19 protein-coding genes are annotated in these 19,772 nt (G+C 43.6%); 11 read left to right on the forward strand and 8 right to left on the reverse strand.

Annotated elements, in window-relative coordinates; all coding sequences use genetic code 11:
• Positions 1 to 222: 222 nt before the first annotated feature.
• Both FFR00_RS06955 and FFR00_RS06960 read left to right on the forward strand, forming a co-directional pair.
• Positions 223 to 3,423: a diguanylate cyclase gene (locus FFR00_RS06955; protein WP_137672668.1), complete on the forward strand. Its 3,201-nt coding sequence runs from the start codon at positions 223 to 225 to the stop codon at positions 3,421 to 3,423.
• Between the two features lie 129 nt (positions 3,424 to 3,552).
• On the forward strand, positions 3,553 to 4,563 hold the full coding sequence (locus tag FFR00_RS06960; RefSeq protein ID WP_161985116.1) for an MBL fold metallo-hydrolase: 1,011 nt from the start codon (positions 3,553 to 3,555) through the stop codon (positions 4,561 to 4,563).
• Between the two features lie 62 nt (positions 4,564 to 4,625).
• On the opposite strand, the gene FFR00_RS06965 is transcribed toward FFR00_RS06960, so the two are convergent.
• Positions 4,626 to 5,003 carry a cellulase family glycosylhydrolase gene (locus FFR00_RS06965; RefSeq protein WP_137672670.1) on the reverse strand — a complete coding sequence of 126 codons (378 nt, stop codon included), beginning with the start codon at positions 5,001 to 5,003 and terminating at the stop codon, positions 4,626 to 4,628.
• A gap of 394 nt (positions 5,004 to 5,397) precedes the next feature.
• Positions 5,398 to 6,777, reverse strand: coding sequence for a glycosyl hydrolase family 8 (locus FFR00_RS06970; RefSeq protein ID WP_137672671.1), 1,380 nt, complete (start codon positions 6,775 to 6,777; stop codon positions 5,398 to 5,400).
• A 397-nt stretch (positions 6,778 to 7,174) separates the two neighbouring features.
• Between FFR00_RS06970 and FFR00_RS06975 the strand changes: the two genes are divergently transcribed.
• The 3 genes from FFR00_RS06975 to FFR00_RS06985 all read left to right on the forward strand — a co-directional run bounded on the left by FFR00_RS06975 (position 7,175) and on the right by FFR00_RS06985 (position 9,069).
• Positions 7,175 to 8,050 (forward strand): WYL domain-containing protein, encoded by an 876-nt coding sequence (locus FFR00_RS06975; protein WP_137672672.1) that lies wholly within the window; start codon positions 7,175 to 7,177, stop codon positions 8,048 to 8,050.
• A gap of 10 nt (positions 8,051 to 8,060) precedes the next feature.
• Positions 8,061 to 8,279, forward strand: coding sequence for a DUF6500 family protein (locus tag FFR00_RS06980; RefSeq protein ID WP_137672673.1), 219 nt, complete (start codon positions 8,061 to 8,063; stop codon positions 8,277 to 8,279).
• Between the two features lie 127 nt (positions 8,280 to 8,406).
• Positions 8,407 to 9,069, forward strand: a complete 663-nt coding sequence (locus tag FFR00_RS06985; protein WP_137672674.1) for a cation transporter — start codon at positions 8,407 to 8,409, stop codon at positions 9,067 to 9,069.
• 51 nt (positions 9,070 to 9,120) lie between these two features.
• On the opposite strand, the gene FFR00_RS06990 is transcribed toward FFR00_RS06985, so the two are convergent.
• Positions 9,121 to 9,498 (reverse strand): hypothetical protein, encoded by a 378-nt coding sequence (locus FFR00_RS06990; RefSeq protein WP_137672675.1) that lies wholly within the window; start codon positions 9,496 to 9,498, stop codon positions 9,121 to 9,123.
• 438 nt (positions 9,499 to 9,936) lie between these two features.
• The gene (locus FFR00_RS06995) at positions 9,937 to 10,827 is read right to left on the reverse strand and encodes an NAD(P)-dependent oxidoreductase (protein WP_137672676.1); all 891 of its coding nucleotides are present in this window, start codon (positions 10,825 to 10,827) and stop codon (positions 9,937 to 9,939) included.
• Between the two features lie 320 nt (positions 10,828 to 11,147).
• On the opposite strand from FFR00_RS06995, the gene FFR00_RS07000 reads away from it, so the two are divergent.
• Both FFR00_RS07000 and FFR00_RS07005 read left to right on the forward strand, forming a co-directional pair.
• On the forward strand, positions 11,148 to 11,630 hold the full coding sequence (locus FFR00_RS07000) for a pyrimidine dimer DNA glycosylase/endonuclease V (RefSeq protein WP_174235934.1): 483 nt from the start codon (positions 11,148 to 11,150) through the stop codon (positions 11,628 to 11,630).
• Positions 11,631 to 11,766: 136 nt separating this feature from the next.
• A complete protein-coding gene (locus FFR00_RS07005; RefSeq protein WP_137672678.1) occupies positions 11,767 to 13,131 on the forward strand; it encodes a PLP-dependent aminotransferase family protein in 1,365 nt (454 codons plus the stop codon).
• A 1-nt stretch (position 13,132) separates the two neighbouring features.
• Here the strand turns inward: FFR00_RS07005 and FFR00_RS07010 are convergent, their stop codons facing one another.
• Complete coding sequence (locus FFR00_RS07010; protein ID WP_137672679.1) at positions 13,133 to 13,495, reverse strand: helix-turn-helix domain-containing protein; 363 nt, start codon at positions 13,493 to 13,495, stop codon at positions 13,133 to 13,135.
• Between the two features lie 156 nt (positions 13,496 to 13,651).
• On the opposite strand from FFR00_RS07010, the gene FFR00_RS07015 reads away from it, so the two are divergent.
• Positions 13,652 to 14,332, forward strand: coding sequence for a glutathione S-transferase family protein (locus FFR00_RS07015; RefSeq protein WP_137672680.1), 681 nt, complete (start codon positions 13,652 to 13,654; stop codon positions 14,330 to 14,332).
• A gap of 40 nt (positions 14,333 to 14,372) precedes the next feature.
• Complete coding sequence (locus FFR00_RS07020; RefSeq protein WP_137672681.1) at positions 14,373 to 15,461, forward strand: alkene reductase; 1,089 nt, start codon at positions 14,373 to 14,375, stop codon at positions 15,459 to 15,461.
• Between the two features lie 96 nt (positions 15,462 to 15,557).
• Here FFR00_RS07020 and FFR00_RS07025 read toward each other — a convergent pair whose 3' ends face one another.
• Together FFR00_RS07025 and FFR00_RS07030 are read right to left on the reverse strand one after the other, a co-directional pair.
• A complete protein-coding gene (locus FFR00_RS07025; RefSeq protein WP_137672682.1) occupies positions 15,558 to 16,016 on the reverse strand; it encodes an invasion associated locus B family protein in 459 nt (152 codons plus the stop codon).
• Between the two features lie 56 nt (positions 16,017 to 16,072).
• Positions 16,073 to 17,311 carry a nidogen-like domain-containing protein gene (locus FFR00_RS07030; RefSeq protein ID WP_137672683.1) on the reverse strand — a complete coding sequence of 413 codons (1,239 nt, stop codon included), beginning with the start codon at positions 17,309 to 17,311 and terminating at the stop codon, positions 16,073 to 16,075.
• 292 nt (positions 17,312 to 17,603) lie between these two features.
• On the opposite strand from FFR00_RS07030, the gene FFR00_RS07035 reads away from it, so the two are divergent.
• Entirely contained in the window at positions 17,604 to 18,146 is a 543-nt protein-coding gene (locus tag FFR00_RS07035) for an NUDIX hydrolase (RefSeq protein WP_137672684.1), read from the forward strand.
• Between the two features lie 6 nt (positions 18,147 to 18,152).
• Here the strand turns inward: FFR00_RS07035 and FFR00_RS07040 are convergent, their stop codons facing one another.
• Entirely contained in the window at positions 18,153 to 18,779 is a 627-nt protein-coding gene (locus tag FFR00_RS07040; RefSeq protein ID WP_137672685.1) for a bifunctional 2-polyprenyl-6-hydroxyphenol methylase/3-demethylubiquinol 3-O-methyltransferase UbiG, read from the reverse strand.
• Between the two features lie 107 nt (positions 18,780 to 18,886).
• Between FFR00_RS07040 and FFR00_RS07045 the strand changes: the two genes are divergently transcribed.
• Complete coding sequence (locus tag FFR00_RS07045) at positions 18,887 to 19,771, forward strand: LysR family transcriptional regulator (RefSeq protein WP_174235935.1); 885 nt, start codon at positions 18,887 to 18,889, stop codon at positions 19,769 to 19,771.
• Position 19,772 lies beyond the last annotated feature (1 nt).

A 19,772-nucleotide genomic window follows, 5' to 3' on the forward strand; every position in this document is an offset into this window, starting at 1 on the left:
GTGTGACTATCAAGTTTAATTTCTTGTTGTTTACCCATGGGCTGTTTGATTCAGCGTTGGCGAGCTTAACACTAAATAAAGTTGACCAAGTTATCAGTTTTATTATCTAGCTGTATATATAGGCTTTTTCCCGAGCTTTATGTGACCATCTTGGCATCGATTATTGAGTAAATATCTTACTATAGCGAGTGTTCAAGTTTGCCTGGGAGGGCGATTTCAAGTATGCCCCAAGTAGACCATTTCTCTAAGCGATTGACCATTGACTGGCAATTAGCGCTGCAAAACAAAGCAAGTTTTAGCTTTTTCCAGTGTTCCGACCCTGAAAACTTAGCGCGTTGTGCTTCTGATTTTTCAGAGCAGCAAGCAGTGCCGATGTACATGATTACGCTCAACAATCTTAGTGCTTATTCGCCCTATAGTGCTTTGTTTGCCTTGTTAACCGCTCGTTTTGAATGCTCACCGTATACTGCCAAAGAATTATCGAAAAAAGTCACCGACTTTGTTCCTCTGCAGCAGAATATATGCGACATGTTAGAAGGCAAACCCTATTCCCGCAGTGAAATGGTCATAGTGGATGATTTGTACTTTGAGCAGCAATCTATTGAAAAAGCGATCCTTAAGTTAACCGAACTGTTGGTGCTAGAGCCTTGTTTGGTAGTGCTTAGTGGTTGGCACTTTGCTTCTGCTTCGGCCATTCAGCTGGTCAAAGCTTTGGTCAATCAAAAACCTAACCTTCCGCTAATGGTATTGGTATCAATTGATACTCAATATGCCTTAGCCAATCGCCAAGACGATGAAGCGTGGGAAGGGTTTCTAGATTGGTTAGACGACACCACGCTGATTCACAAAGTACCTGCAAGCCAATCGCCTTTAAAAGCACGTTGGCAGTATCGTGATTGTATAAAAAGTGCAGACGCCTTAGTGGCCGAAAATATTGCTTTTATGGCTTGGCCAGAAGCTGAAATGGCGGCGCGTTTAATGCTTGAAAGCAACGATTTAGACGATGCTACAAAAGCTAGCTTGCAGCTTCAGTTAGCTGAAGCCTTGCTTTATCAAGGCGAGTTGAATTCTGCGGTGACCGAATTAGAGTTGCTACAAGTGTTTCAAGAAACCTTAGAGCCGGCGTTTAATAAAGTACATTTACTTAATTTGTTAAGTATTACCCTGGTACAGCAGCAAAGCTTTGAAGAAGCGATGCAATGTTCAGAAGCAGCCTTAGAGTTGGCAGAGCAAGCGGCCGATGGGCACTTGTTAGCGCAATCTTTATTTGTGAATTTTTATGCCCACGATAAGTCATCTACACCTTTACAGTTACTTGAGTTTGAACATCTAGACAAAGTATTGAAGCAATACAATATGGATTGTTCACGCCTGTATGCACTGCGTAACTACTACACGTATTTGCGGTTTTATGAAGAGCTCGATTCAACTATTGCACTAGATTTTACTCAGCAAGCACTGATACTGGCTCGCCGTATGGGGCATCGCCAAGGCATTGCCGCCAGCTATCACAGCAAAGGCATTATTTATTCTTACATTAGCCGTTACCACGCTACGTTTCGTTGTTTTGCTGTAAGTTCGCGTATTCGCGAACAACTGGGTGAAGCCAGCGAACGGGTAAGAATGTATAACGGTACCGGTTACTTTAATACCTTGTTGGAAAAATACCCAGAAGCACAACAGCAATACCTAGCCGCTTATTCTATTGCTCGCCATACTGGTGATTACTCGGAATTAGTAGTTACTTTGTACAACTTTGCGTGGTTGTATTTTTGTACCCGAGATTACCAGCAAGCCTGTGACGTATTAGAGCAGTTAGTGCGAATTTGTCGTATACGCCAAATGACTCACTTTCCTTTTCGTAACCTTTACGATGTATTTAGTCTAAAAGGCTTTTGCCATACTAAATTAGGTGAGTTAGCTCGTGCCCAGCAGTGTTTAGAACGCATGCAAGGTTTACCATTTAACCCGTCTAGTACTGGTGCCTTTTTAAGAGCATTATTGCAAGGCTCACTTGATGTTGTAGATGACCGACTCGATGAGGCTCAGCAAACCTTTGAAAAAGCGCCCGCCTTGTTAGGCGAAGTCGTGGATATGGATAGCCGCCTACTGCCGCAATGCAGTACCGAATTATTGGAAGTCTATAGCCGACAAGGTAACTGGGAAGCGTGCGATAGATTGCTGCAATCTAGCTTAGCCATGTGCGAATCCTTAGTCTTGCCGCGTTTCACCGAAATTTTTAAGGGTATAAAAAAGGTTATTGATAAACGTAATGCCTTTTATGCTAAAGACATTGAGAAGTTTCCGCTAAACGATGTTTCTTTAAACTTGCTCGATTTGGTGCGTAATGCCAAGCAAGATACTCAGTTACGGCAAGTGCAGCAGCGGCTGCGCGAGATGCAGTTGATTAGCCGAATGCAATCATTGCCTGAACGTTTTGAAAGCACCATGGATTTAGCCGTTGAGAGCTTAAAACTGGTGTGTGGCAATTTTACCGTGCAAGTCGGCATGATTCATCACTTTACTTCTGAAGGTTGGACAGAGTGGACTCATGTAGGAAAAGCGATTCCCGAAGAACAAGTACAACATTATTTAGCCCATATTGAAGATAACCATACCACCTGGATAAACAACAGTTTTAGCTCCAAAGGTGAAGATGGAAAACGCGCGACGTATAACTCATTAGCCTGTTTACCTATTTTTGTTGATGAGCACCTTTATGGCGCTTTAACGCTTTGTAACTTTAATAGTAACCGTTACTTCGATAGACAAGATCAAGACACTTTAAATCTTATTAGTCGCCAGTTAGGCAGCCAATTACAGCAACTAAAACACCGCGAAAATTTGCTGAAAATGTCGACCACAGACTCGCTTACGGGCTTATTTAATCGCCAAGCTTTGTTGGCACGATTAGACCAAGAATTGGTGATGTTTGAGCAGCAAAATGGCACGTATCACTGTTCGTTGGCTTATATCGACTTGGACAATTTTAAAATCGTTAACGACTTGCTTGGTCATGATGTTGGCGACAAAGTACTTAGCGCGTTTGCCGATTTACTCGTACAAACCATGCGTGCTGGAGACATTATTGCGCGCTGGGGCGGCGACGAATTTGTGGTGGTGTTTCCTAGTGCAAATCATGCTCAAGCAAAACTTACCGCAGAACGTTTACTCACTAATTTACAGAACCGAAATCACTTTAAGAATGAATTGAGTGCTTGGGCTGATAAACCAGAGTTAGTGACCGAACTGCCAGATTTAAGCTGCTCAATTGGTATCACTGATTGCGGTGGAGTAGAGCATGCCGACCTAAATGAAGATTGGCTGCTTAAACAAGCAGATCGCGCTTTATATCGCGCTAAAGCTGAAGGCAAAGGACGCGTTAGCGTGATGAGCTTAAGCCAAGAGTTTGTTTTAGATTAATTTTTTCTAGCTGTGAAGATGAAGCGTTAGCGGGTAGCTAGCGCTTTTTTATTGCTCTGGTACTTGCCTTAAGCGCTATAGAACTTTTACAGTGGCAATATTATTGAGTGTAACTCCAAAGGATTGATAGTGACGAAGTTGTTAACTGGGCTAGTTGTAGTGTTCACCGTAGGCCTGATTGTGGCGTGTAGTTCGTCGGATAAGGTTTATCAAAACAACCATATTCCCCCTATAGAGAAAAACCCTTTCAAGTTTTTGTATGTTCGCTATTTTGGCGAGCAAGTGTGGGCTGACCAAGCTGCCCAGGCCAGCGATATTCCACGTCAAACGGTAGATATAGCGCTAATCAATAACCCGCAGCAAACCAATAAAATTACCTGGCTAGGCCACTCTAGCTTCTTGGTGCAGTTACCTAGTGTTACTTTTCTTACAGATCCCGTGTTTAGTGAACGCGTATCGCCGGTGAGTTTTGCTGGCCCTAAACGATTAGTCCCGCTTACCTTTAATCCGGAAGATTTGCCAAAGATTGATTTTGTGGTGATCTCACACAATCATTATGACCACCTAGATAAAATGGCAGTTAAAGCCTTAGGTAACTCTACCCATTACTTAGTTCCCGAGGGCTTAGGTGCTTGGTTTGAAAAAATGGGGGTGGATAGCAACAATATTAGTGAATTGGCTTGGTGGGATTCAGAACAGCGAGCAAATACCCAGATTACAGCTACGCCTAGTCAGCATTGGTCAGCACGTGGTTTGTTTGACCGCAATAAAAGCCATTGGGCCAGTTGGTTAATTGAAGTAGACAACAAACGTTTATGGTTTGCCGGAGACACTGGTTACAACCCTTACGACTTCAAGGAAATTGGCCAATGGGCGGGTGAGATAGATTTAGCTTTTATCCCTATTGGAGCCTACGCCCCTCGCGACTTTATGAAAGACCAGCACGTGAACGTGCCTGAGGCGATTAAGATTCATAATGATGTGCGCTCAAAACTGTCGATAGGCATGCACTGGGGCACATACCCTTTAACCGCTGAGCCTGTAATGGAGCCTGCAGAGCAATTAATAGAGCTGAGCGAGCACGCTAAACAAGGTGAGTTTGTGAGTATGGCAATTGGTGAAACACTGCGATTAGAATAAGCACTAGTGAACTAAGGCTTGGCGTTTACATCATAACCGTAGCGCTTAACGTAGTTATGGCCTTAGCCTAAGTAATCCCACTCAGTACAAATAGTTGGGTAGTTGTTTAGCAGGTCATTTAAGTGGGTAATTTCTTGGTTCATGTTGCCGTTAGGCGCGCCATAAAAGTGAAAGCCTACCGAGGTATTGCTCCAATCAATCCAAGAGTATTGATCAACGATACTTTTCATATTCAGCGCAATTGAATGGAACGAGAACATAATAATATAGTGTTGAGGTGCATCACGTCTTACTTGTTGGTAGACCTGAGGCATTGGCTCCATAAAAGCAGATGATTTGTAATCTGCGTCATTCCAGGCTTGTTCATTGTTCAATTCATAATAAACCAAGTCATTATCTTTATAGCGGCTTGCCACCTTACGCCAGAATTCAGCCATCATGTCAAAGCCACGAGTGCGTTGGAATTCACTTCATCTACCGACCAATTAGCCCCTAGACTAGGTGTCCCTTTTGGATCCCAAGCAACAAAGGGGTCAACCTACGCCACTCGAACGGTATTAAAACCTAAGTTTTTACATTCCTCCGCAATTCAATATTGGTAGTGACAGTGCGCTAGGTTTTGCATAAGGGTTACCGAGGGGCATCGGTGCTCTCGCATTACTTGGCCATTTTATCGGTTAATGTCGCGGCATTTCATCCGTATGCTAGGTTAGCCATTACAAGTAATAACAATACTCTTATTAGTTTGTTCATTAGCTGTTCATTAGCTGTTCCATTTAGAGTTGCGGGTTAAGCAAGGGTTGTACGGCACAACCAACCCTTGCAGGTTTGTTGTCAGTTCGCAGCGGGTTTATAGGTATTGCCGGTTAGGGTGAGCGCATACAGCGTTGATAACGCCATGCCGTAGTAATCGTTGTTGGCATTCTCATAACCGTTTGCACCTATGTTCCACGGTAAACTACCATTGAGGGTTTCGTTAACCCAATGGTTGGTATAGTTGTTTGCGTTAGCGGGGTACCAATCATAAAGCATGGCTGCAACCGCAAAGCCGCCAGAAAATGACCGCCCGTTGTAACCGGCGCTATTACCAGTAGATCGAGCAATATCAGCCTCAATACCTGATATGTCTCCGTTGTTGGAATTGTTGACAAGGTCATTGATTAAACGGCGTGTCCAGTTACGCGATTCGTCGGTGCCATACCAGGCGTAGTCCATGGTCACTCTCCATGGGATACGTGAAGCGTCTGAACCATAATTAGTACTGCGACCGGATACATCGCTGCCGTCTAGCTTCATCCAATCAGGCACAAAGGTTTTGTCTCCGTTAGGGCCCGCTTTTTGTTTATCTAGCAACTTGGCATATAAATCACGTGCAGCTGAATTCCAGCGATCGTTGGTGTTGCTTACTTTGCTGTCTAATGCGGCCACTTCTGCAAAGAAACGGAAAAAAGCAGGAATGGAGTATGAGGCATCAATTTCGTCTTTACAGGGATCAAAATTAGATTTTTGGTAGGGCTTAACAACCCAAGTGCCACCGTCGTCGGCGCACCAATGCAGCCAGTTGTCGTGTAGTTCGTTAACGATGTGAATGGCCTCAGCGCGATAATCAATACCGGTACCGCTCCATTTGTCTGCGGCAACAAATAAGGCCATCGCGATATCAACATCGCCATCGGTAGCAGGGCCGCCACCGCCAGCACCAAAGCAGGTTTGGTTTTGACCCACAATGCCGTAACAAATTTGATTAGTTACTGGAGAGGCGTTGTCCCATACCAACCAAGGCATTAAGGCAGCGTTGTTATCATCAATAGTTTTTTTGTAAAAACGGTACAGTTTATCGAAGCGAGTCTTGTCGTTGCCATAAGCGGTAATCAGCATACCGTAGCCCATGCCTTCGGAGGCGGTAGCGTAAGCATCCTTACTTACGTTTCCGCTGCCATCACGCAATGCACCGCCAGATCCCCATTTTACACGGGCTTTATCGCTACCAACATTAACGATGTAGTTATCTACAAAACGATTGTAAATGGTGTTCAATTCAGAGGCGCTAATTGCGTTGTTATCGGGTAGCAAAATACCACCCCAATATCCGGAGTTGGCTAAATTTTGCTTGCTAAGCGCTGCTTCTGCCGAAAAGCCGGTAGCACTTAGTAGTAACACTGAGCTAAACAGTGCACAGCTAAAGAGTGGTCGCGTAGTTATAAAAGGCTTCATTTTATATCCTTATGTTTTTGTATTTGTTAGCGTTAACATCTGTAGTTTATATTTTGTACATATTGAGTTGGGGGAGGCTAAGGCTTGGCGCTAAAATTATGTGACGTAGATGTGTGATGTAAAACAGGATTATTTTTTAAATTTTTGATAATTAAATATAAATTGATTTCATAGGTATCGTCTTGTTTTGCGGCTTACGGCAGGTGTTTTGATTAAAAATCAATTTGAGATGTAAAAAATAATGATCAATATTTGATATTTATAGTGCTATGGAAGTAACGGGTTGCAGTTTTGTTTGCTGCCCATCAACACTAAAATAAGTGCTAATCAAAATGATTGCCTGTCTAAAGCTCCCTTGTTAATATTTTTGCTTTCTGGGAATGTAGAGTGTTAATTAATGGAACTAAAAGACTTAAGTCATGGGCAACGCAGTCGCCTAGCGTTTATCGATTTTAGCTTAGAATATTTTGGTGAAGTAAGCCGAGCCGATTTGATTAGCCGTTTTCAAACTGGTCTTGCGGCTGCAACTAGAGATCTATCAAGCTACAAGCAGTTTGCGCCCAACAATGCTTTTCTTGATCACAAGGCGCGTCGCTATTTAAGACGAGATCAATTTAGTCCGCTGTTTTCCCATAATCCAGAAGCCATTTTAACCGGCCTATCTCATGGCTTTGGCGACGGCTTATCATTTCCACTAGAACCTAGTGATACCTGCTTTGACGCCGTACGCTTGGTGCACCCTAAAGCAGAGTTTATTGCGGCTATTATGCGCGCTATTCATCATCGCGTTCCCTTACAATGTTTGTATTTGTCTGTTTCATCGGGGGAATCTAGCCGAGAGATCGTTCCGCATAGCTTGGTTAATAATGGTCACCGTTGGCATGTACGTGCTTTTGACCGGGTGAGTAGCAGTTTTCGTGATTTTGTATGCACCCGCTTTACCCAGCTTGCTGTGCTGGATCAGTCTATCGAGACCTTAGAAGCCCGTGAATACGATAAACAGTGGAATCACATTGTTGAGCTTGAACTGATTGCTCACCCAAGCTTGGTTCATCCACAGGCCATTGAGCTGGACTACGCGATGCATAATGGCTTACTAACCTTAGAAGTAAGGGCTGCGTTAGCAGGGTATTTGCTGCGACAATGGAATGTAGATTGTTCGACTGCACATAGCTTAAGTGGTGGCGAGTATCAGCTAGCCTTAAAAGACTGTTCAGTGCTTAAAGGTGTGGCTGGCTTGGCCATTGCGCCTGGTTGGACAGCTAGCGAATAAGGGGATCAAAATGCGCGACAGTCTTAAACAACATATTGTGACAGTGTGCGATAAGAAAATGGCCAGCAAAGGGAGTGATGTAGGGCTCTCTTTTTATGCGTTTTTCGCCAATAAAAATGATGATCCTGTTTTGCTAATGGAAGCCGCTAGCTGGTGGATAAGCGCCCATCAGCTTAATCATTTTGAAAAAGCCCACAAAATTAAGGCTTTAGTTGAGTCCGAGCTGTAATTACGAAGCAAAGAGTGTTACTAGCATAGCGTGGCACTCTTGAATGTAGATTATTTACCCACTAGAATGGCGAACTTTTATTGTTTAATAGAAGGTTATGTCGCTTAGTTGCGCCATTGGTAGTTAAATGTTTGGTTCTGGTTGGTCGGAAAAAGCACTGTTAAGCTTTTCTAGTTTCTCCTCTTTATTTTTTGCATTACTGGGTATCAGTTTAGGGTTATGGGCTGGTTCTTTAGTGATTGTATTTGATGGTGCTTACTCCTTAGTCAGTTTAGCGCTCACCTTGGTATCACTAGGTTCCTTAGCGCTAAAGAAGCACCCTGTATTTGATGATAAACCCAACAAAGCGCTGATGATTGAGCCTGCGGTTGTTGCTTTTAAAGGTTTAGCGATTAGCGTGATGTGTCTGGTGTCTTTTGCTACTGCTGTGTTAGCTATTATTCATGGCGGGCGTGACGTTGATACAGGATTGGCGTTAATTTTTGGCCTTGTTAATGTAGTGGGTTGTGTCGCAACGTATTGGATTTTAAATAAAAGTGCTTCTCAGTCGGCGCTGTTAGATGCGGAAGCAAAACAATGGTTAATGGACAGTGTTATTAGCGCGTCGGTGTTAATGGGCTTTGGCATTGCGATTGTGCTGACTAAAACACGGTATGCAGAATTTGCGGTGTATGCTGATCCGGTGATGGTTATACTTGCTTCAGCGTATTTTATTTGGGTGCCGTTAAAGATGACCTTGAGTGCCGTGAAACAATTACAACAAATTAACCAAGTAGAACTCGGCTATTAGGCCATTATTGGCGCTAATCGAGGAATTGCGCCAATAAAAATGGGATGCGACTTACTCTGCGTAGCAGCTATCCCAATCGCCATAATTTGCATCACCAGCAAGAACTTGCAGTTCAACATCGCCTAGTACTTCAACGATAGTGGCATTTGCTTGTGCAACAACAGCTTCTAGCTCAGCTTGCTCAGTGAAGAAGTTGATTGCTACGTGGTATTGCTCGTTAAAGTAAGCAATAAACAAATCCCAACCTTGCTGCTGTTGAGTCGCGGCAAGTGCAGCGTCTACTTCGTCAAATTTCTCGATATCAGCAACAAATCTAATCTCTGCGCAGGTTTGTGCGAAAGGACCAATCGCTAACTTTTTCAAATGGCGTGGTTTGTGATGGCTTTTAGCTTCAGGTTTCGCTAAATCTGGAACGGCAATAAGAGTCATTATTGTTACCTAGTAAAGATGGAAATAGGGTAGCGTAATGGGCAATCAAAGTTGCCAACTACAATTGCACGCGAGCTTAGTCTAGCTCTAGGTATAGCGCAAGCTAAAGCTGAACAATCGGCTTTTCTTTAGCTCTCAAAGAATCTGTATAGTAATGCTTACAGCGAATCATGCTGGATCTAAGTGGCTTCTCTCAAGATGGGTTAGTATTACTAGTGTGCTAGCGAAGATGTTGTTGGTTTGAGCCACTGACGCTGCGCGAGGTATTGAAAGCCTATTTAAACATGCAGGCAATAAACACTTCCCTTATTGCCGTCTTGTTAGGCTGAATGTTTCGCACTTTTCGCTTTATTTGAACTTCTATTTTATTTTATATATTCACGTTCTCGCGTGACTCCCACCTAAGGCCTGCGGCCTTAGGTTTTTTTTGAGCGCAAGTTATCGCGCTTCTTGATCAAATTGTTTGATTAAGGCTGAGGTATCAGCACGTGAGAACCCACGTTGCTGCAATTTGGCATACTGTTCATCAACCTGTTTTGCCAATGGTAGCGGCACACCTAGCTTGTCAGCTTCATTAAAACAAATGGCTAAGTCTTTACGCATCCAGTCTATCGCAAAACCAAAATCAAACTGGTTGTTTGCCATGCTTTTCGCTCGATTCGTCAATTGCCAGCTTCCGGCTGCGCCATGTTGCAATACCTCCACAACGGTATCAATGTTTAGGTCAGCCGCCTTTGCAAGCTGTAAAGCCTCAGATAAGCCCTGTAAAATACCACTGATACAAAGTTGATTGACCATTTTGCAGGTTTGTCCGTAGCCTGCAGAACCAACTAACGTAACGGCTTTGGCATAACTGCCAAGTAAGCTCTCCACTTTATCTAGGGTGGTTTGCTCGCCACCCACCATGACTGTTAATGCGCCGTTTACTGCACCCGCTTCACCGCCAGATACCGGGGCGTCTAGAAATGCTAATTCATGTTGTTGAGCGGCACTATATAGCTCACGTGCTAATTCAGCAGATGCGGTGGTGTGGTCGATTAAAATGCTACCTGGTTTGGCTGCAGGCATAATGCCATTTTCGCTAAGGCATACAGCCCGTACATCTTGGTCGTTGCCCACACAAGTAATAATTACATCGGCTTGGGCGGCGGCTTCTGCTGGGGTAAAGGCTTGCGTGCCGGTGTATTGCTCTAACCAGCGTTTTGCTGTGGCATCGGTGCGGTTATACACCACCAACTCGTAGCCCTTGTTGCTTAAATGTCCAGCCATAGGAAAACCCATTGTTCCTAAGCCAATAAATGCAACCGTGGTTAGAGGTGCTTTACTCATCGTGTATTCCCTTTAAATGTTTAAGCAAGTAGTTTGCGGCAATCAATAAAATGATGTTTACATTGAACTAGTTCAATGTAAACGGTTCACTGAACTTAGCGTAAGTTTTCGACAAATTGACTTGTTTTACTAGTGCAATGGCAAAGCGCACTACTAGTTCAACATAGTGAGTTGTTGTGACTATTGAAAGCGATAAAAAATGTGAAGTGTTCTAATCGATTGAGCGCTTAGCAACGTAGTGATTTTATAACTTCAAATTATTGTCACTGGCACTGCTCAATAGAGCGGATGCAGCTTATACAATCCACATGAGAAACCTTATGAACATTTTTATTCTGGACCATGATATTAAACGCTGTGCGCAGTTTCACTGCGACCAACATGTGGTAAAAATGATTTTAGAAAGCGTTCAAATGTTGTGTACCGCTTTAAATAAAAAAGGATTTACTACGCCTTACAAATCTACTCACCTTAACCACCCTTGTGTGCTTTGGGTTGAGCAATCTTATGACAATTTTTTGTGGCTTAAGCAATTAACAGTAGAATTAAACCGAGAGTACCGTTATCGCTATAACAAAGAGGTAGACCATAAGTCGATGGCGGTGCTGGAGAAGCTTACCGAATTTCACTATGGCCAAAAGGGCTTGACCGAATTCGCTCAAGCTATGCCCCTTGAATATAAACAAACAGGGGATGCGGTAGAGGCTTATCGCCAGTTTTATTTGGCTGAGAAAATGTCGTTTGCAAAATGGACTAAGCGACCAATGCCAGCTTGGGTGAATCAAAATTCCTTTTCTAGGTAGCTGCTTTACTGCGTGCTCAGCAAAGCGGTGTACAAATTAAAACCTGGCTAGTTTGATATACTTGCATAGTATCTCGTAAGGCTCTTCGCTTCAGCGTTCGCCCTCATGCTATTTTTTATGGAATATCGATATCTCTATGCAAGCTTTGTTAGCGAGTTTTAACCCGCAAGCTCGTCCTTTATACCTGGAAATAGCCCGTTGCATTGAGAATGCAATATTAAAGGGGCACTTAGCTTACCAAAACAAGTTACCTGCTCATCGCGTTTTAGCCAAAGAGATTGGCAGTAGTGCCGTTACGGTGCGGCAGGCTTATCAAGAATTAGAAAGCAAAGCCTTGATAAGTTCGGGAGTGGGGCAAGGCACTTTTGTTTCATTTAACGTAAACCTTAGCGACGGTATAAAAGGGCGAACTCGAAATGAGTTTAACCTTTCCTTAGTTACACCATTAAATGGACCCTTATTAGCCCCCTTACGTACTCAGCTTAAGGCCTTAGCTGGCGATGACTTGGCAGCATATTGCGATTACGAAGATGATGCCGGTAATCCAGAGCAACTAGCTATTATGCACCAATGGCTACAAAGCCAAGGTGTTGTGTCTGAGCAAAGCCAAGTAATAGTTTGCCACGGTGCGCAACATGCATTGTTAGTGGCAGTGCTTGCCACTACCCAAGTGGGTGATCGAGTAGCGGTAGAGCGCTTATGTTACCCCGGGATTCTTTCAGTACTTCGACAAACGGGCCGTATACCGGTACCTATTGACTTAGACGAACAAGGTTTATTGGTTGAATCGTTAGAAAAACAATATCAACAGCAAGCTATTAGGGCCTTAGTATTGGTGGCTTCTTGTCAAAATCCAACCGCAAGCGTGATGCCAAATCAGCGGCGACAACAGTTGGCTGCGCTAGTTAATCGCTATGCTATTCAAGTGATTGATGACGATATTTATGGCTTTTTAGCAGACGACAACATCAAGCCTTTTTATTGTTTTGCGCCACAGCAAACGGTTTATTTAACCAGCTTGTCTAAGTGCGTCTCGCCTAGTTTGCGTTTAGGCTTATTGGTGGTACCCAAAAGTGAGCGTGATGACTACATAAACTTAGTGAGAACAACGGTATGGCTGCCTTCCCCTTTACTCATGCAATTGGCTTGTCAGCTAATAACAAGCGGCGCTGTGGCTCAAATTAGCCAGTGGCAAAAGCGCCAGGCCTTAGTCCGTCAGCAAGCTGCGAAACACATTTTTAGTGAGTTAGAGTTTGTGAATCAAGCGCTCGTTGAGCACTGTGCTTATCATCTTTGGCTTTACTTGCCACAAGGCTGGACCAGTAAATCCTTTGTAGCGGTGATGCTAAAACACCGTATTCACCTTAGCGGTGAGCAACATTTTAGTGTTGAAGGCCAACAAAGACCCGCAGTGCGGATAAGCTTAATGGCCACGCAGGACATTGAACAATTAAAGCACGCACTTGGTTTGATCCGTGATGTATTGCTGAGGCGTATTTAGATCACTCGTGGGCTTTTTGATAGTCTTTTCCCCAAGCACATAATAAATCTAAGGCTGGATTTAGTTGCTCGGCTAAAAATGTCGGGGTGTACTCCACTCTAGGCGGCACTTCAGCATATACTTTTCGTTCGATCAGTTTATCTTTTTCCAAATTACGCAGTTGCTGGGTTAGCGTTTTTTGAGTGATTTTAGGGATCTCTCTTTTCAACTCACCAAAGCGAAGCGTTTTCCCTCGTAGCTGATACAAGATAATCACTTTCCATTTTCCACCAATCACATCAATGGCTGTAGTCACCGGACATTCATGCATTGTCTCAGAAACTTCATATTTTTTTTCGTGGCTGGAAGCCGCTGAATCCAACATTAGGCACCTCTAGGAAACTAAATATCTAATTTGTGCGTACTTGTAGTTCGTCAAAACATTCTTATAGTTACCAAAAGATACTATGTTTCGTTTGGATACAAAAGTTGTATTTGGTAACCAGGTGAATATTTGTTTGTTACAACAAGGAAAAATATCATGCCCACCACCTACCAGCCCAATCAAAGTATTGAACTGATTAGTTTTAAGCTTTGCCCTTTTGTTCAACGTTCGGTGATTACCTTACTGCACAAAGGGATCGACTTCAAAATACAATATGTTGATTTGGCTAACAAACCAGACTGGTTTCTCGCACTGTCACCTTTAGGTAAGGTACCAGTATTGAAATATGGTGACCAAGTCTTGTTTGAGTCAGCAGTGATTAATGAGTTTCTAGATGAAATTACCGAAGGCTCGTTGATGCCAGTAGATCCTTTGCAAAAAGCCAAAGACCGAGGGTGGATTGAATATGCTAGCCAAGTGTTAATGGCTCAGTATCAAACGTCGATGGCGAAAAATCAAGACGATTACCATTCAGCCTTAGCGGGCCTAAAAGACAAGCTAAGCCGCTTAGAAAATCTTACTACTGAAAACGCCTATTTTAATGGGGATGATTTAGCCTTAATCGATACTGCATTAGCTCCTCTATTCACCCGTTTCGCGGCTACGAAAGCATTATACGCTAAAGATTGGTTGGCCGATTTTCCTCGCTTAAGTGGTTTAGGCGAGCGTTTGTTGGCCTTACCTGCGGTGCAGCGTTCAGTGGTCGACGACTTTAATCAATTGTACGCCGAATATTGGCTTAAAGCCGAAAGCTATTTGGCACTAAGTAATAGATAAACCAGCCAAGCCATTTTGTGATAACTGAAAGGATTTAATTATGTCTCTAGCAAACTTATTTTCTCCGATTAACTTAGGCGATATTAGCTTAAAGCATCGCGTGGTGATGGCACCGCTTACGCGTTCGCGCTCAGCCCAACCCGGTGATATACCTCAGGCGCTTAACGTTGAGTATTATCAACAACGCGCCAGTGCCGGGTTAATTATTACTGAAGCTACTCAAGTTTCACCGCAAGGCAAGGGTTATGCTTTTACACCGGGTATTCACAGCGAGCAACAAATTCAAGGTTGGAAAGCCATTACCGATGCGGTGCACGCTAAGGGCTCAAAAATTGTGCTGCAACTATGGCATGTTGGCCGCATTTCTCACTCAGCTATTCAGTTAAATGGGGGGTTACCCGTTGCACCTTCGGCCATAGCACCAGAAGGGCAAGCATTTACCGAGCAAGGCTTTTTAGATTTTGAAACACCGCGTGCTTTGGAAAGTAATGAAATAGCTTCTATTGTTGAGCAGTTTAAGCAAGCAGCAATTAACGCCAAGCAAGCAGGTTTTGATGGCGTAGAAGTGCATGCAGCCAATGGCTATTTGTTAGATCAGTTTCTTAAAGATGGCACTAATCAGCGTAGCGATAACTATGGTGGCTCTATCGAAAATAGAGCGCGTTTGACGCTTGAAGTTACTGCTGCCGTTGCTGAAGTATGGGGGAGCGGGAGAGTTGGAGTTCGCATCTCGCCAACCGGTACTTTCAACTCAATGTCTGATAGCAAGCCTCAAGCTCTTTTTAACCACTTAACTGAGCAGTTAAGCCCAATGAATTTGGCTTACTTACACGTTGTTGAGAACTTCGCTGGCGCGAGTAACGAAGGCTTTAGCTTTGCCCAAATACGCAGTCGTTTTGCAGGTGCATACATGGCAAACGGTGGCTATGGCGCAGAGAGTGCAGAACAAGCGATTGCAAATGATAGTACTGACGTGGTGTCTTTTGGCGCGCCATTTATTGCTAACCCCGATTTACCAGAGCGCTTTAAACAAGGCGCGGATCTGAATGAATTAGATCAAGATACTTTATATGGTGGTAGCGCCAAGGGGTATACCGATTACCCAAGCCTAGTAACCGTAAGTTCTTAAAGTTTCATTTTTTGCGAAAAAGCTAAAGCAAAAAATGTTTGTGCAAGTCCACATTCCCTGTGGTGTTTGGCCTCGCTTGCGAGGCCTTTTTTTTGCTTATTGAATAGAGCCATAAGCTTGTTTAAAGCCAGTGAGTATTACCGGAAATGCGGTTTGTTGCTGGTTACTTTTAAGGATGTAAGCAATCGACATCAATTTTCCGTTCTGTAGATCTTCTATCAATTGCCTATCGGCGACTACATTAACTTCGCAAAGCTTGTTGTCACAGGTAGTGATAGGCAAATGAAGGGCTTTTTGCTCATCGATTTTTAATCCCAAGCCCTTTTTAGGCTCAGCGTTTGCGCTAATTCTAATTTTTAAAATGGGTTGTTCTGCATGGTTGAAGTAGCTCACTCCGGCTATAACGTTTGCTGCATCGCCTTGTTTCTTCATAATCATTTGAGTGATTACGCAGGGCTTACCCGGTGGGCATTTAACTGTCCACGCTTCAAAATCTTCAGCTAAGGTGGTGCTAGTGATAAGCAATGAAAATAAAGCGATAAATACATTTTTCATAAGTTGTCCGTAACAAAAAAGGGAGCCTTAAGCTCCCTTACTTTTAACCGCTTAGCTTATGCAGGCATTAAGCTTATTGGTGCAGAGTTGCTGCGTTTTCGAGAGCTAAGTAACAATACTACTGCTACTAACATCAACAACCAAGTGCTAGGTTCTGGTACTGCGTTACCTGGGCCAGGAATAAACTCTAGAATTGGTAATTGGCGCATGGCAACGGTGCCTGAACCAGCAAAAGTTAATCCGGTAACAAATGCTAGTTCGTCATTTGGGTCCAGCTCGTTTGACGTGTCAATGCCTGTTACGCGGAAACGGTCAACACCATCAACACCAAAGTCATAAACATCACCAGCAGCTAAATTGGCAACTTGTTCCCAATCTACGCCAGTCCATAACCAGATAAAGAACATATCGTCGTCGAAACCAGCAGGTAGCGTAACCGTGCGAATGTTTGGACCTGAATCAACAATGTAGTCGTAACCAACCGCTACATCTGGATCAATAAAGACTAATTCATCGGCATCTACGTTGAATTCAAAACCCCAACCGCCATCTACTACTACTGGCATTATTGGGTTGTCAGGGGTTGCACCTGGTAACGCGCCTTCGCGAATAGCAAAGCGCCATACGCCGTCTTCGCCAGTATTAGAGCTTGAAACGAGATCTAAAATATTCTCGCTAAATGAACCAGGCAGAGCGAAAAAGTTTTCGCCGTCACCAGCATCATAACCTGCTTGAGCGGGGGTGCCGCCTAAGCCGTTTGATCCGTTAGAGGCATCACCAGTAGTCCATTCTAATTTGTCGTAACGAAATTCAACATCAAAGTTGCCAGCACCTGTATCTGAACGGTCGATCAGTACAGCTTGGAAGCTGTTAGCTTTGTCTGAGTTTTCATCGTAGTAACCCACGTTATCCCAAGTAACTGCTACTACACCGTCAGAAGGGCTACCTACATATACTTCTCCACATTCAGCACAGCCGGTATCTACATCAGCCCAAAATGGCGCAATCATTGGCTGCTCAGCAACGGGGAAGGCGACTGGAGTGAAGCCATCTAATGCGCTTTCGAAAGTAATGTTCCCGTTGTTGTTTACGAAAAACTGATTGTAACTATTGCCAAAGTAGTTAATTTCAAAGGGTAGGTCGAGTTGATTCGATGAACCATCATCATTTCTGCCCATGGCTAGCTCACCGTAACCAGCGTCTCCACCAAATCCGCTTAACATGGTGGCTTGAGCGGTAAAGGACCCAAGGAGGAGGCTCGCTGTTGTGATTAATGCTAAAGATGTCTTTTGCACAAGTATATTCCTTCAATGTTGTTACAAAGATGCTTAGTTAAACCAATGATTTATAGTTATTTTTCGAATTACGACTTAGCAAGAATCAAGCCCTATATAACTATCCTTTATTTTTCATGTAGTTAAGGTTTAAGGTAAGACTTAATATTTGTCTTATGTAAAATTTATCGACATAAATATTTATAAATAAAAAACTTTATTTATACCCAGAAGTCACCGCATTAATGTGGGTTTGCTTGTTTAGGACTTAACTGCTAAATTCGCCAGCCATTTTTCAATCAGCTAAATCTCTATGCGCTTACTCAAATCAACCATTCATTCCGATTTAGGCTCTCTTACCGGTAGTGCCTTAGAGCGTATTGCGGCACGTGCGATTGTGTTGAAGGGTGACGATATCTTGCTGATGTATACCGAGCGCTATCATGATTACACACTACCTGGTGGTGGCGTGGATCAAGGTGAAGACCTTATTACTGGCTTAAAGCGGGAATTGAGTGAAGAAACTGGTGCACAAAATATTCGCAATATAGAAGCCTTTGGCTGCTATGAAGAATATCGCCCCTGGTATAAAGATGATGCCGACTATATGCATATGCTGTCTTATTGTTATCTGTGTGAAATTGACGATGAGCTGGGCAACAATGCCTTAGAAGACTATGAAATCAACAATGGCATGAAGCCAGTTTGGTTAAACATTCATCACGCTATTCAGCACAACCTAGACACCATAGCAAACAACCCGAAAGCGGGGATGTCGGTTGAGCGAGAAACCTTTTTGTTGCAACAAATTTTGGCAGAATGCCTAAGCGAAAATTCACTTAAAGCGGCGGTGTAAACACCGCTATTCTGCCTTTGGTTTTCGAGCGACTATAAAGCTAGAAATGGCTTTATTAGGTCGCCATTGCTGTTCAATGCTAAAACCTTGCTGAATAAAACTACTCAGCAATTCTTGCTCGGTAAATACCTTAACCAAAGGCATTAGGCCTAGTGCTTTACCTATAGGGCCTATTACCTTAAAAAACTTCATTCTGTCGCCTAAACAAGGGGTACTGGTAATCAATACGCCGCCCGGTTTTAGCCAGGTCATTATTTTGCCAATGGCGGTATCTTTGTCTTCGAGAAGGTGAATTAGGTTAAGTGCTAACACAACATCTACCGGTTCGTTTACATCTAAATCTTCAATTGTTGCTTGCTTAAAATCTACGTTCTCGATGTTTTGCTGCTGGCGTTTTTGTTCGGCAATGTCTAGCATTCCCGACGATAAATCGGTAGCAAGTAAATGTTTAAGGTGAGGGGCGTGCAACAGCGCTGTTGAGCCGGTTCCACAACCTACTTCTATAGCGGTGGCTTGCTTGGAAAAATACTGGCGACTTTGGTCTAGCTTGTATTGGTAAGCTTGGTTATCTGCAATTACTCGCTTGGCATAGCCCTTAGCATGTTTATCCCAAAATTTAACGTTAGCCGCCATCGAGTTCTTCCTTTTAATATTTGCTTTGTCTTGCTAATGGGTAAATAGTAACCATGCAATAAAGCTATAACAATGTAGTTTTATGTATCTTAGGTATGCATATTCGAATGGATTGGCGTTCAATAAACTTTGATTGGAATCGGGCAAGAGCCTTCTTGGTGACTGCAGAAGAGGGCTCTTTGTCGGCTGCGGCGCGAGCTTTGAATATGACGCAACCTACACTTGGGCGGCAAGTTAGCGCCTTAGAGCAAGAGCTGGGTGTGTCGCTGTTTGAAAGGGTGAGTGGGCGCTTACAACTTACTGGCAGTGGGCTGGAGCTGCTGGCACACGTAAAGGCGATGGGCGATGCGGCGAACAGTTTGTCGTTATCTGCATCTGGTCGCGCAGAAGCGATTGAGGGCGATGTGTGTATTTCAGCATCGGAAGCGGTCGCAGCTTACATTTTACCGCCAATTATTGCTAAGTTGCGAGATCATGCTCCAGGTATCCGTGTAGAAATCATTGCCAGTAATGACAGCAGTGATTTATTGCGACGAGAAGCTGATATTGCCATTCGCGCCTATCAACCCAAAGAGCTTGAACTGATTGCGCGTAAGCTCAAAGATATTAATGTGCATATGTACGCTGCGCGGGCTTATCTTCAGCAGTGGCCCCAGCCGCGTACGATAACAAGTTTAGCTAAGGCGGATTTTTTGGGTTTTAGTAAAAGTGATGAATTAATCGACGAGTTAAGTAAATCCGGCTTTGCGCTTGAGCAAAGCAACTTTCCGGTGTCGGTGAGTAATCACCTTGTGCAATGGGAGTTGGTTAAACAAGGTTTAGGCATAGGCTTTATGCTGGAGAACGTAGGAGACAAGGAGCCCTTAGTTGAGCGCGCTTTTGCGGATTTACCCGCCTTTGCTACGCCGTCTTGGTTGGTGGTACATCGTGAGCTCAATACCAGTAGGCGCTTGCGCATGGTGTATGATTTTTTGGCCAAGCACCTTAATTAAG

This window comes from Agarivorans sp. Toyoura001 (assembly GCF_005405585.1).
Taxonomy (GTDB): Bacteria; Pseudomonadota; Gammaproteobacteria; order Enterobacterales; family Celerinatantimonadaceae; genus Agarivorans.